Raw genomic sequence first — 14,281 nt, forward strand, 5'->3', positions numbered from 1 at the left:
TGATAAACATGGATAGCTCAGAAATTCGTAATGATATCTCAGCAATGACAAAACGTCTTGCGGACTTTAGGGGGTCTCTTTGACTTAGATGTCAAAGAAGATCGCATTAAAGAACTTGAACTCAAGATGACAGAGCCTGGCTTTTGGGATAACCAAAATGAATCTAAAAAGGTTATTGATGAATCAAACGGACTAAAAGACATCACGGTTACCTTCCGGAACTTAGAAGAAGAGCTCGAGAACTTGGAAGTGAGTTTCGAGCTGCTTCAAGAAGAGCCAGATGCTGATTTGGAACAAGAGCTATTAACGGGTTTGAAATCACTTGGACAACAAATTAACGATTTTGAGTTACAAATGTTATTAAGTGAGCCGTACGACAAAAGCAATGCAATTCTAGAATTGCATCCAGGTGCTGGCGGTACGGAATCCCAAGATTGGGCAGAGATGCTTCTTCGAATGTACAAACGATGGGCGGAGAAGCGAAGTTTTTCTGTAGAGACGCTAGATTACCTTGCTGGTGATGAAGCAGGTGTTAAAAGCGTAACGCTTCTCATTAAAGGTCATAATGCGTACGGATATTTAAAAGCAGAAAAAGGTGTGCACCGTCTTGTGCGGATCTCACCGTTTGACTCATCAGGACGACGCCATACGTCTTTCGTATCGTGTGACGTGATGCCTGAAATGGACGATGACGTGAATATTGAGATTAATACAGAAGACTTAAAAGTTGATACGTACCGTGCCAGTGGTGCAGGTGGACAGCATGTCAATACGACTGACTCTGCAGTTCGAATTACGCATCTCCCAACAAATACAGTCGTTCAATGTCAAAATGAACGTTCACAAATTAAAAATAGGGAACAAGCGATGAAAATGCTAAAAGCCCGTTTGTATCAATTAGAGATTGAAAAGCAACAACAAGAAATTAATGAATTGCGTGGAGACCAAGGCGATATTGGTTGGGGTAACCAAATTCGTTCTTATGTATTCCATCCGTATAACATGGTGAAAGATCATCGGACGAACCATGAGATTGGAAATACGGGTGCGGTGATGGACGGCGGTATTGATCCATTTATTGATGAGTATTTACGTTCGACACTCTCCACAAAATAATCAAGGTCTCAATAAGCTGCCCGAATGGGCAGCTTAATTTTTGTGCATATTGAATGAAAGGGGTACGAATTCAATGACTCAAATCGACACAAAACGAAGGCAACCGCTTGAAGGCAACGCGAGATTTTTCCTAAATTTATTTCTCGTACTTACTGGATCTGCGCTCGTTGCGATATCATATAATTTATTTTTACTACCTAACCAAATTGCTTCAGGCGGTGTGAGTGGTTTTGCGACGATCGTCTACAATACGATGGGAATTGCACCGCACATTACGTTGTGGGCGTTAAATATTCCTCTGTTTTTAGTAGGGATGTTATTACTGGGAGGCTGGAAATACGGAGGCAAAACGATTGTTGGGACGTTGTTTTTACCTCTTGTGGTTTGGTTAACCGAAGACTGGGCACCACTTACGAGTGATCCGTTACTCGCTTCGTTATTCGGGGGAATTGGTGTTGGTGCCGGATTAGGACTCGTGTTTAGGTCAGGAGCTTCAACTGGTGGAACGGATTTGGCTGCCCAAGTTATTAATAAGTACACAGGCATTTCTCTTGGCGCTTGTGTGTTTTTTATGGATGGTCTCATTGTGACACTTTCGGCTTTTGCGTTTAGTATCGAGCTCGCGTTATTTGCACTCATTGGGCTTTTTATTACAGGAAAAACGATTGATGTCGTCCAAACAGGGCTTGGGTATGACAAAATGGCATTCATCATTACGAGCGAAGAGGGCAAAGTAAAAGAGGCAATTCTTCACGATGTTGATCGTGGGGTTACGAAGTTGCAAGCAAGTGGTGGATTCACAGATGACGAACGACCGGTTTTGATGGTCGTTGTAAACCGTAATGAAGTGGCACTTTTAAAGCGAACCGTACAAAAAATCGATCATGAGGCTTTCGTTGTTGTAAGCAATGCGACAGAAGTTCTTGGACGGGGTTTTAAAATGGATTGATTTAGGAACACTAAGGTCACGGGCATCTGGTATGCCCATTTTTCTTAAAGGAAGGGAGGTATGATGGGTGAAGAAGCTACTATTAATTACGGGTGCTCTTGCATTTATTCTTGGTGGTTGTGGAGGCGCTGATGACACTGAAGATCCAGCGATGGATGATGACGGTGCAATGGAGGAAGAAGCTGCTGATGATGGCGGTTCTGTAAGTGCTGAAGAAGGAATGGCACTGTATGAACAAAACTGTATGAGTTGTCACGGTGGTGACTTCGAAGGGATGTCAGGTCCAGCGCTTGAAGGTTATAGCGAAGACGAAGTGTTAGCAGCAATTGAAGAAGGTCCTGGTAGCATGCCAGCAGATATTGTGACTGGTGAAGATGCTGACGCTGTAGCGAAGTATGTTGCAGAAGAAGGATAATGTACATTCAAAAAAAGCTTTCGGTCAATCCGAAAGCTTTTTTTGAAGAAAGGGATGCGCTATGAAACGTTGTTTGATCATCGGAGTTGCAGCAATCGTGCTTTTAACAGGTTGTGGGGAGGATCGCGAACCGGTTAGCGATGAAGAAGGTGGAACGACCGACCAAGAAGCGGAAGTAGGTCGTACGTATGACAGCGCTGAAGCGGCTCATCTTTATGAACAAAATTGTTTAAGTTGCCACGGACAAATGGAAGACAATGAAAGCGGTGCGACAGGCCCGCCTCTAGCAGGCTACAGTGCTGAGGAAGTTCTTGATGCAATCGTTCATGGACCAGGAAGCATGCCAGCAGGTTTATTAGAGGGGGAAGAGGCCGAAGCTGTAGCGAATTACATTGCAGATTACGATTGAAAAACGAGCAAAATAGCTGCTCGTTTTTATTTTTGTTATATTTCTAGGGTAGGTTGTTAAACACATGAAATGAAACTGTAACACAAAAAAAAGGATGGGTCTGATATAATAATTTTCGTAGATCATGACAAAGAATGCCATGATTCTACATAAAACCTGAAAAGGTGTGCGATTACGTGATCAAGAAAAGTGTATTAGGTGTGGGGTTATCATGATTACGATGAAACGAGTGCGCAAGACGTATCCAAACGGGGTACAAGCGCTAAACGGAATGAATATTCATATAGACAAAGGTGAATTTGTGTATGTTGTCGGACCAAGTGGTGCCGGAAAAACGACATTTATCAAATTGATGATTCGTGAATTAAAGCCTTCTGAAGGATTAATTCAGATTAACGGGAACAACTTAGGCGATTTATCGGACAAGCAGATTCCTTACTTACGTCGCAAGATCGGTGTTGTGTTTCAAGACTTTAAGTTGTTTACAAAACTCTCGGTCTATGAAAACATCGCGTTTGCTCTTGAAGTTATTGAAGAAGATCCAGAGCAAATTAAAACGAAGGTTATGGACGTTCTTGAGATTGTAGGCTTGAAATCAAAGGCGAGGTTCAACACAAGTGAGTTATCAGGTGGAGAAAAGCAGCGTATTGCCATTGCAAGAGCAATTGTCAATCAACCTGCGATCTTAATTGCTGATGAGCCGACAGGAACTTAGATCCAGAAACCGCTTGGAGCATTATGGGGACGTTAGAGGAAATTAACAATAGAGGCACGACAATTGTTATGGCAACTCATAACAGTCATATCGTCAACACGTTGAAAAAACGAGTTATTGCAATCGAAAACGGCAAAGTCGTACGTGATGAAGTGGGAGGTTCTTATGGCTATCAAGCGTAAAACACTCACACGTCACGGTCGTGAAGGGTTTAAGAACATACGTCGAAATGGATGGATGAGCTTTGCATCCATGAGCGCAGTTGCAATTATGCTTTTCGTTGTTGGGGCGTTTGCATTCTTAATTGTCAACACGAATCATCTCATTGACACGATTGAGAACGATGTCGAAATTCGAGCGTTTTTTTGAACATGATGTCGATGCATCAGAGCAAGAAACTGTTCTCGAAGAAGTTGAAAGTCATGATTCAGTAGAGAACGTCGTCTATCGAGACCGCGATGAAGGTCTTGACGTGTTTATGGAAAGCATGGGTTCAGATGGTGAAGTATTCGAGAACTTACGAGAAGAGAATCCATTAAATGATGCGTTAATCATTCAAGCTACAGATCCACAAATGACTGCTGCAGTTGCAGAAGAAGTAAACGCACAATCAGCCATCGAATCGGTTGAATATGGGGAGTCAATTCTTGGACAATTGTTCACAGTAACGAATTATGTACGAATACTAGGGGGCGCACTAGTTATTGGCCTCATCTTTACTTCTGTATTCCTCATTTCAAATACAATTAAACTTACAATTTTGTCTCGAAAAGATGAAATTCAAATCATGAAGCTTGTCGGTGCAACGAATAGCTTTGTTCGCTTCCCTTTCTTCATTGAGGGAGCGTTGATCGGACTGATTGGAGCCATCATTCCAATTGCCGGCTTAACAGTAGGTTACAGTTATCTTTACAGCTTTATGTATGACCAAGTTCCATTTTTCACATTTGTAGAGCCGAATCCAATGATCTGGCAAATCTCAGGTTTGCTACTACTAGTCAGTATTCTCGTTGGAATCTTTGGTAGTCAAATGTCGGTTCGCAAGTTTTTGAAGGTATAGATAAACGAGTAAGGTTTAGAGGAGGAGCATGCAGCATGCAGGGGAAGAAAATGATAATGTTTGCCGCAGCGTTCTTGATCGCGCTAGGAAGCTGGACGACGATTCACGATTCAGCTTCCGCCTCTAGTAGTCTAGAGCAGGAGCTACAAGATCTTGAACGTGAACGTGAACGAATTGAAGAACGTTCCAATGAAAGAAAGCAAGAGCTTGGTGGGGTTGAAGAGGATTTAGACGCAATCAATGAAGAAATCGCTGAACTTGATCAAGAGATCGGAGAAACAACGAGCGAGATTGCGAGTCGTGAAGCAGAAATTGAAGAAATCGAAGCAGAAATCGAAGCGCTAAAAGAAGAAATTAAAGAAATCGAAGCTCGAATTGCTGAGCGAGATGAACTAATTAAAGATCGTGCAGCTTCAATGTATAAAAGTGGCGGCAGTTCAGTTGAATACCTAGAAGTTATTTTGGGCGCCGAAAGCTTTGGAGATTTTATTGAACGCGTACATACGTTATCAACGATTGCAGAACAAGATCGTGCGATCTTAGAAGAGCATCAAGCGGATCACGAATTGTTAGAAGAAAAGAAAGCAAAGGTTGAAGAAAATCTAGCAGCCTTAGAAACACATTTACAAGAACTCGAAGAGTTACGTAAAGATCTTGAAGGGTCAATGGCTGTTAAAGAAAGTGTTATGTCTGATCTAAAAGAAGACGAACTCGAACTTCTTGATGAAATCAACGGATTTACGAATGAAAAGTTACTTCTTGATGATCAAGTAGCTTCTAAGCAAGCAGAGATTACGAAAGCTGAAGAAGAAGCACGTGTTGCAGCAGCGAATGCACAAGCAGAACGTGAAGCAGCTGAAGCGGCTGAGGCAGCAGAGCAAGAAGCAGTCGCATCAGCGTCAACGTCTCCTTCATCTGAATCAAGTTCTAGCTCTAGCAACAATAGTAGCAACAATAACTCTTCAAATGCATCAAACCCTCCAAGCGTAGGTGATACTGGAGGCACACTTGCAACACCGGCTACAGGTAGAATTTCTTCACAGTATGGTCCCCGTTGGGGCAGCTTCCACCACGGTATTGATATCGGTGCGGGTGGACGTTCAAATGTACCAATCGTAGCAGCGGAATCAGGATCAGTTTCATTCGCTGGTTGGATGAACGGGTACGGAAACACTGTCATCGTTAGACATACGATTGGCGGACGGACTGTAGAAACACTTTATGCTCATCTTGATTCAATTGGTGTTTCACAAGGTCAGTCTGTAAGTCGAACACAACAAATCGGAATCATGGGTAATACGGGCGCTTCTCAGGGTGCACACCTGCATTTTGAGGTTCATGAAGGAACTTGGAATGGCAGCAAGTCGAACTCAGTTGACCCGATGAATTATCTATAATACAAAAACACAAGTTGCTTATGCGACTTGTGTTTTCTTTAGGTATGCACTGTGATCTCATGGACGGTGCTGTATTCTTTTATCTGATGGTGAAGATCCTTTTTTTGCCGAGTCAGGAGAGCGGATTGTCGCTTTCTATGATTGAGCAGAAATTCCCGTGAAAACACGTCACAGAACGTGCCCATTTACCTTTTGTACTTGCTGATGAAATGTGTTTAAATGAGAAGAAGGAATAAGCGTCATACGTACGACGTGCTTGTCATACAATCATGAAGAGTCATTAGGTCTGGATATAAATAGAGGTGGAGCAACAATGAATAGAAAAGGTGTTTGGATCGTTGTTCTTGCTGTTACAGTTTTGGCAGCGGGTGGAGGAGGCTTGTTGCTCGGTATGGGTGTTAGTAATGGAAACAATTACGAAGCACCGATTGCTGGGAATCAGCTTTCATCTAGTGAAGGTGAAGGTTGGAATAAGGTTCATGATGCATTTCAAGTCATCTCTGAATCCTATGTCGAAGATGTTAACGAAGAAGATTTGTATGAAGGAGCTATTCGAGGAATGCTCCATGAATTAGATGATCCATATTCGGTTTATATGGACCGTGAAACAGCTGCCGAGTTTACGCAATCTCTAGGTAATGAGTTTGAAGGGATCGGCGCTGAAGTGAACATGGTAAATGGCTCGGTTACGATCGTTTCACCGATTCAAGGCTCGCCAGCAGAGGAAGCAGGATTGATGCCTGATGATCGGATTTTAGAAGTTGATGGCAATTCAACGGAAGGATTGTCATTAAACGAGGCGTTAATGCAAATTCGTGGTGAGAAAGGAACAACAGTTGTTCTGACGATTGGACGTCCATCTGCAACGGATCCTTTCCAAGTTGAAATTGAGCGAGACGCAATCCCTGTTGAGACAGTGCATGCGAATACGTATGAACATGAGGATCAAACAATCGGTGTGATAGATATTACATCGTTCTCAGTGGATACGGCACAAGAGTTTGAAGATGGCTTGCATTACCTTGAGAATGAAGGGATCGACGGGTTAGTGATTGATGTTCGTCAAAACCCTGGTGGATACCTAAACAGTGTTCAAGATATCGGTAGTTTACTATTGCCAAAGGGCGAAACAATTGTTCAGATTGAAGAGCAACAGGTGATATTTCTCAAACGGTTTCTACACTTGAAGATCAAAAAGACTATCCAATTGTCGGTTTAATTAACGGTGGTAGTGCTTCTGCTTCTGAGATTTTAGCTGCTGCATTACAGGAAGCCGGTGGTTATGAGCTTGTAGGTGAAACGACATTTGGTAAAGGAACGGTCCAACAATCTTATGATTTTGGGGACGGAAGTGAGATGAATTTATCGATGTTCCGTTGGTTAACATCAGCGGGGAACAACATTCATGAAGATGGCGTAGATCCAACGATTGAAGTTAGTCAACCAGATTACTTCTATTCAACTGCACTTTCCATTGATGACTCTCTCGTTCTTAACGATAATAACGATCAAGTAAAGAGTGCTCAAGAGATCCTCCAAGGTCTTGGATTTGAGCCAGGACGAACTGACGGGTACTTTGATGAACAAACAGAAAATGCGGTTACGGCGTTTCAACAAATGCATGATGATCTTGATGTAACGGGTGAAGTCGACGATTCGACGGCACAGGCACTTCACACAAGCATTGTAGAGAAAATCCGTGATCCTGAGAATGATCGTCAATTAAACCGAGCATTAGAAGTTATCATTGAACAGCAATAGGTGTCTATACATTTAAATAAATACATCCGTTTAACGACGGATGTATTTATTTTATAAGCTATTTCGAACCGTTTCCGTTATACTAGAATTAATTGATTACGACAATAAAGGGGTCACACTATGCAGACATGGCTGGTCGATGTACTGACAGGGATAGGTATGTTTTTTTGTACATCCACTTACATATGTAGCGATTGTTGCAATGGCGTGGGTTGGATTTAGGCGGATGAAGCGCGAGCGCAAGATGTTTCATACGTCAATTCGACCGTGGACAGAAGAGTGGCTACACCCGTTAGTGCCTGGCGTGCTTGCAGGTATTATTGCATCCGTCGTTGTTGTACTACTTGGAATTGTATTATCAACAGAATACTTAATGATTACTGCTGTCGTTTACTTAATCCTTCTCGTAGTTGGAGGTACACGTTTTCTCTCTCCAATATATAGCTTATTAATCGCTTTATTGATTGATCATTGGTTGCTTGGCTACATTACTTATGAAGCGGCTTGGCTTCCAACTGAAGCTACGACAGAACCAGCATGGGTGCTTTTGCTCGTTTTTGTACTAACAATTATTGAAGCGGTACTATTACGTGAAAGACGCAGTAGTAGACGATATTCACCGTTGCGAATAAAGAGTTCAAGAGGGAAGTGGATTGGCGGTCAACGCTTTGATCGTTTGTATTTAATTCCACTCTTTGTTTTTGTTCCTGGTGAGCTTGTGTCAAACGTAAATTGGTGGCCGTTCTTGCCTGTGGCTGACGGCCTCTCTGTAACACTCGTTCCATTTTTGTTAGGTGCTCATGCGGTGAGTTATTCCGAAAGGATCGGACATCAACTTGCGCGGACGAGCACTCAGCTCCTTTGGATTGCAGCTCTTGCTGGTGCGTCTTCGTTTGCGGTTTTTTATTACCCAACCGCACTTTTGTATGTTGTGATCGGTTTGTTAATGCTGAGAATCACCGCCCAACTTTCGAAACGATTACAAGACCGCAAAGCAACTCCTTATTTTACGCCACGAGCGGATGGTGTCGTTATTTTAGCTGTTCGTCCAGGTTCACCGGCTGAGAAGATGGGGTTAATACCGGGTGAAATCGTAACGAAAGTTCACCAAGAGCCTGTGAATAGTGAGTGGAGCTTCTATCAGAAACTCCAAATTAACCCGGCTTATGGCAAAGTTGAAGTCGTAGATGAACGTGGAGAAAAGCGGATTGAACAAGCGGCATTATACGACAATGAACACCATGAATTAGGCATCGTCTTTTTACGCCCAGAGATGGCTGTAGAGTGGCAGACGAAGGGGAACGAAGCAACATCAAATGAAACAAATGCGTAGCAAAAGTGATTAGACATTCCTAAAAGAGGTATTCTAGTGATATAGAATGCCGAAAAACGGGAATGTCTTTTTGTGTACAGAAATAAAAACCGAAAGTATGTTCGCTTTTATGAAATTATGATATAATTTTAGTAACAAAAGATGTACGCACGGTAGGAGGAGAGCAACGTTGAATCAATTCGAACTAGTGTCAGCTTATGAGCACAAGGGGACCAACCACAAGCGATTAAAGAAATTGTGAAGCAAGTGAACGAAGGGAAGAAGCATCAAGTGTTGCTCGGTGCGACAGGTACGGGTAAGACGTTTACGATGTCGAATGTCATTAAAGAAGTTAACAAGCCGACGCTAATTATTGCTCATAACAAGACGCTGGCAGGCCAACTATACAGTGAGTTTAAATCATTTTTTCCAAACAATGCTGTTGAATATTTCGTAAGTTATTATGATTATTATCAGCCAGAGGCTTATGTTCCACAGTCAGATACATTCATTGAGAAGGATGCTAGTATCAACGATGAGATTGATAAACTAAGACACTCTGCAACGAGTGCGCTTTTTGAGCGTGAAGATGTCATTATTATTGCTAGTGTATCTTGCATCTACGGTTTAGGTTCTCCAGAAGAATACCGTGATCTCGTCGTCTCACTTAGAACTGATATGGAGAAAGGTCGAGACGAACTATTAAATGATCTCGTTGATATTCAATATACGAGAAATGATATTAACTTCATACGCGGAACGTTTCGTGTACGTGGAGATGTTGTTGAGATCTTTCCTGCCTCGCGAGATGAACAATGCATTCGCGTTGAATTTTTTTGGCGATGAAATTGATCGCATTACTGAAGTTGATGCACTTACGGGTGAGGTGATTGGCGAACGAAATCACGTTGCCATTTTCCCAGCATCTCACTTTGTTACTCGCGAAGAGAAAATGAAGCGTGCGATTGTCAACATTGAGAAAGAGCTGGAAGAACAACTAGAAGAATTAAATGCGAACAATAAATTGTTAGAAGCGCAACGCTTAGAGCAACGTACGCGTTATGATATTGAAATGATGCATGAGATGGGTTTTTGTTCAGGCATTGAGAATTATTCAAGGCACTTAACATTCCGTGAGGCCGGTGATTCACCGTACACATTGATCGACTTCTTTCCTAAAGATTTCTTATTAATTATTGATGAATCACATGTGACGTTACCTCAAGTTCGAGGGATGTATAACGGTGACCAAGCACGCAAGAAAGTTCTTGTAGACCACGGTTTCCGTTTGCCATCAGCAATGGATAACCGTCCGCTTAAATTCGAAGAGTTCGAGAAGCGAGTAGCACAAGCAGTATACGTGTCTGCAACGCCTGGCCCTTATGAAGGAGAGAAAGCTCCAGAAGTAGTAGAGCAGATCATTCGACCGACGGGGTTGTTAGACCCTGAAGTAGAGGTAAGACCAATCCAAGGACAAATTGATGATTTAATTGGTGAGATTAACAAAAGATCAGAACGCTCTGAGCGGGTTCTTATTACAACGTTAACGAAGAAAATGTCAGAAGACCTAAGTGCGTACTTAACGGAAGTCGGTATTAAAGTGAAGTATTTGCATTCTGACATTAAAACGTTAGAACGACTAGAGATTATCCGCCAGCTTCGACTTGGGGAATTTGATTGTCTCGTTGGAATTAACTTGTTACGTGAAGGATTGGATATTCCAGAAGTATCACTCGTCGCAATCTTAGATGCGGATAAAGAAGGGTTTCTAAGAGCGGAGCGTTCATTGATTCAAACGATGGGTCGTGCGGCACGTAACGCAAACGGGCGAGTCATTATGTACGCAGATAAGATTACAGGATCGATGCGGGTAGCGATGGATGAAACTGAGCGACGTCGTACGATTCAAATCGAATATAACGAGAAGCATGGCATTACACCACAGACGATTAACAAAGCGATCCCAGATACTGTACAAGCGACATTGTCAACGGATGATTCAGCCGAAGAGAAAACGATCAAGTCACCGAAGAAGATGACGAAAGAAGAACGGATTGCAACCATTGAGAAAATCGAAAGCGATATGAAAGATGCTGCGCGACTGTTGGACTTTGAACGAGCAGCAGAATTACGTGACGTTCTGATCGAATTAAAAGGGTCGTAGGACGATACCACCATTAATGCAAGAGTTATGAAAGGAAGACATCGATATGGGATTAGAGAACATTCGCGTGAAAGGTGCACGATCACACAATCTGAAAAACGTTGACATTACGATTCCAAGAGACAAGTTGGTCGTTTTTACGGGGCTATCTGGTTCCGGGAAATCGTCACTTGCTTTCGATACGATTTATGCGGAAGGACAACGACGTTACGTTGAATCACTGTCAGCGTATGCTCGGCAGTTTTTAGGTCAAATGGACAAGCCGGATGTGGATAGCATAGAAGGGTTATCACCGGCGATTTCTATTGACCAAAAGACGACAAGTCAAAACCCTCGCTCGACCGTTGGAACCGTTACAGAAATCTACGATTACTTGCGACTTTTATTTGCAAGAATCGGTGTGCCTTATTGTCCGAACCATAACATCCCAATTACTTCCCAAAGCGTACAACAGATGATTGATCAACTGCTAGAATATCCTGAACGCACGAAAATGCAAATACTAGCTCCAATTGTCTCAGGACGAAAAGGTACCCATAAGAAAGTGTTTGATGATCTAAAGAAACAAGGGTACGTTCGTGTCCGAGTCGATGGAACGATTCTAGACCTCTCAGAAGAGATTGAGTTAGATAAGAACAAGAAGCACTCTATTGAGGTCGTTGTAGATCGAATCGTTATCAAGGATGGAATTGAAGCAAGGTTATCAGGATCACTGGAAACGGGCTTAGACCTTGCTGGAGGTCAAATTCTAATTGATTTAATTGATGGCGATGAAATTCGCTTCAATCAACATCATTCATGTCCACAATGTGGTTTCTCAATTGGAGAGCTAGAGCCGCGTTTGTTTTCTTTTAACAATCCATTCGGAGCTTGCCCGACGTGTGATGGATTAGGCTCGAAATTAGAGACAGACGAAGAGTTAGTCATTCCAGACGCCTCTCTTAGCTTGCGTGAACATGCAATCTTACCTTGGAAGCCAACAAGTTCTAATTATTATCCGCAACTGTTAGAAGCGGTTTGCTCCCATTATGGTATTGATATGGATGTGCCATTTAACGAGCTTCCGAAAGAACATGTTGATATCTTATTTTACGGTAGCGGAAAAGATTTAATTGTTTTTCGTCACGAAAATGAATTTGGAACGGTGCGAGAGCGTACCATTTACTTTGAAGGTGTTTTACGCAACATCTCAAGACGTTATCATGAAACGTCGTCGGATTATGTTCGGGAACAAATGGAACAATACATGATTAGTAAGGCGTGTGGCACGTGTAAAGGACATCGTTTAAAGAAAGAAAGCTTGTCAGTTCTCGTTGCAGGAAAGCATATTGGGCAAGTAACAGACTTACCGATCCTTGAAGCGAAGAACTATGTAACAACACTCGACCTTACCGATAAAGAAAAGCAGATTGCAAGGTTAATCATTAATGAAATCGATGAACGTTTAGGGTTTTTAGCAAATGTAGGGCTCGGTTACTTGACGATGAGTCGAACAGCAGGAACGTTATCAGGTGGGGAGGCTCAGCGAATTCGATTAGCGACCCAAATTGGCTCTGCGCTGATGGGAGTGCTGTACATTTTAGATGAGCCGAGTATCGGTCTTCATCAACGGGATAACACACGTTTAATTAAAACACTTGAACGTATGCGAGATCTCGGTAATACATTAATCGTCGTTGAGCACGATGAAGATACGATGTTTGCAGCAGACCATATCGTTGATATCGGCCTGGTGCAGGCTTGGCTGGCGGCTATATTACGAGTGAAGGAACACCTGATGAAATTATGGAGGATCCTGAATCATTGACGGGTCAATATTTATCAGGGAAGCGATTCATTCCTCTTCCTAAAGAACGAAGAGCATTAACCGATCGGAAGTTGACGATTAAAGGTGCTACGGCAAACAACTTGAAAAACGTAACGGTTGATATACCACTCGGTGTTTTTAATGCAGTCACAGGCGTCTCCGGTTCAGGGAAAAGTACGTTGATTAATGATATTCTTCGTAAAGCACTGTCTCAAAAGCTCCATCGTGCAAGGGAGAAACCGGCAAAGCATAAAGAAATTGAAGGTATTGATCAACTTGATTATGTTGTGAACATTGACCAATCCCCAATTGGTCGGACGCCAAGGTCAAATCCTGCAACATATACAGGTGTGTTTGATTACATTCGTGAAGTGTATGCGATGACAAACGAAGCGAAAGTAAGAGGCTACCAAAAAGGCAGATTTAGCTTTAACGTAAAAGGTGGACGCTGTGAAACATGTCGCGGTGACGGGATTCTGAAGATCGAAATGCATTTTCTCCCAGATGTGTATGTGCCATGTGAGGAATGCGATGGAAAACGTTACAATCGTGAGACGCTAGACATCAAATATAAAAACAAAAACATCGCTGACATTCTAGCGATGACGGTTGACGAAGCGATTGTGTTCTTTGAGAACATTCCACGGATATACAGGAAGATAAAGACGTTACAAGATGTCGGATTAGGGTATATAAAACTAGGGCAGTCAGGAACGACGTTATCAGGTGGAGAAGCGCAACGAGTGAAGCTTGCATCTCAATTGCACCGACGTACGAGCGGACGCTCTTTGTATATTCTTGATGAACCGACGACAGGCCTTCATGTAGATGACATTAAACGTTTGCTACAAGTGCTTCAACGCTTGGTAGATAATGGAGATACGGTTCTAGTTATTGAACACAATCTTGATGTCATCAAGACAGTAGATCACATTGTTGATTTAGGCCCAGAAGGTGGCGATGGTGGTGGAGAAATACTCGTAACAGGCACACCAGAAGTCGTAGCTGAAACGAAAGGTTCTTACACGGGAGATTACCTAAAACCGATCTTAGAGCGAGAAAAGAAACGCATGGATGAACTAAAGGAATCTGTTAGCTCCTAAACGCTTGAAACCTTATACCGTGGCTGTTCGTAAATGGATTGTGAGATAGCTAAATGTTAAGGAAAGCGAGGGT

Annotated in this window: 8 protein-coding genes and 4 pseudogenes; all 12 read left to right on the plus strand. The window is 42.5% G+C overall.

What is annotated here, in order from left to right; all coding sequences use genetic code 11:
* The first annotated feature begins 8 nt into the window (after positions 1–8).
* The 12 genes and pseudogenes from prfB to uvrA all read left to right on the plus strand — a co-directional run bounded on the left by prfB (position 9) and on the right by uvrA (position 14,208).
* Positions 9–1,116 (plus strand): peptide chain release factor 2 gene (gene prfB, locus JCM19055_RS01840; RefSeq protein ID WP_152549691.1). Its coding sequence is split into 2 segments (ribosomal slippage): positions 9–80 and positions 82–1,116, totalling 1,107 coding nucleotides; the frame shifts between segments, so codons are not numbered across the junction.
* A 73-nt stretch (positions 1,117–1,189) separates the two neighbouring features.
* Positions 1,190–2,065, plus strand: coding sequence for a YitT family protein (locus tag JCM19055_RS01845; protein WP_042358262.1), 876 nt, complete (start codon positions 1,190–1,192; stop codon positions 2,063–2,065).
* Between the two features lie 67 nt (positions 2,066–2,132).
* Entirely contained in the window at positions 2,133–2,480 is a 348-nt protein-coding gene (locus JCM19055_RS01850) for a cytochrome c (protein WP_042358263.1), read from the plus strand.
* A 61-nt stretch (positions 2,481–2,541) separates the two neighbouring features.
* A complete protein-coding gene (locus JCM19055_RS22330; RefSeq protein ID WP_052365785.1) occupies positions 2,542–2,889 on the plus strand; it encodes a cytochrome c in 348 nt (115 codons plus the stop codon).
* Positions 2,890–3,100: 211 nt separating this feature from the next.
* Positions 3,101–3,786, plus strand: a pseudogene (ftsE, locus tag JCM19055_RS01860) (cell division ATP-binding protein FtsE).
* On the plus strand, positions 3,770–3,973 hold the full coding sequence (locus JCM19055_RS31050; protein ID WP_370542944.1) for a hypothetical protein: 204 nt from the start codon (positions 3,770–3,772) through the stop codon (positions 3,971–3,973). Before ftsE ends, JCM19055_RS31050 begins: the two are co-directional and overlap by 17 nt.
* Entirely contained in the window at positions 3,948–4,664 is a 717-nt protein-coding gene (gene ftsX, locus JCM19055_RS01865) for a permease-like cell division protein FtsX (protein WP_370542945.1), read from the plus strand. The genes JCM19055_RS31050 and ftsX overlap by 26 nt, the downstream gene beginning before the upstream one ends.
* A 35-nt stretch (positions 4,665–4,699) precedes the next feature.
* Positions 4,700–6,061 carry a murein hydrolase activator EnvC gene (locus tag JCM19055_RS01870; protein WP_042358264.1) on the plus strand — a complete coding sequence of 454 codons (1,362 nt, stop codon included), beginning with the start codon at positions 4,700–4,702 and terminating at the stop codon, positions 6,059–6,061.
* Between the two features lie 313 nt (positions 6,062–6,374).
* A pseudogene (locus JCM19055_RS25025) lies at positions 6,375–7,822 on the plus strand (S41 family peptidase).
* A gap of 202 nt (positions 7,823–8,024) precedes the next feature.
* Positions 8,025–9,155, plus strand: a complete 1,131-nt coding sequence (locus JCM19055_RS01880) for a PDZ domain-containing protein (RefSeq protein WP_152549692.1) — start codon at positions 8,025–8,027, stop codon at positions 9,153–9,155.
* A gap of 169 nt (positions 9,156–9,324) precedes the next feature.
* Positions 9,325–11,298, plus strand: a pseudogene (gene uvrB, locus JCM19055_RS01885) (excinuclease ABC subunit UvrB).
* A gap of 46 nt (positions 11,299–11,344) precedes the next feature.
* A pseudogene (uvrA, locus tag JCM19055_RS01890) lies at positions 11,345–14,208 on the plus strand (excinuclease ABC subunit UvrA).
* The last annotated feature ends 73 nt before the right edge of the window (positions 14,209–14,281 follow it).

The sequence above is a fragment of the Geomicrobium sp. JCM 19055 genome, from assembly GCF_000698185.1.
GTDB classification, from domain to species: Bacteria; Bacillota; Bacilli; order Bacillales; family Marinococcaceae; genus Geomicrobium_A; species Geomicrobium_A sediminis.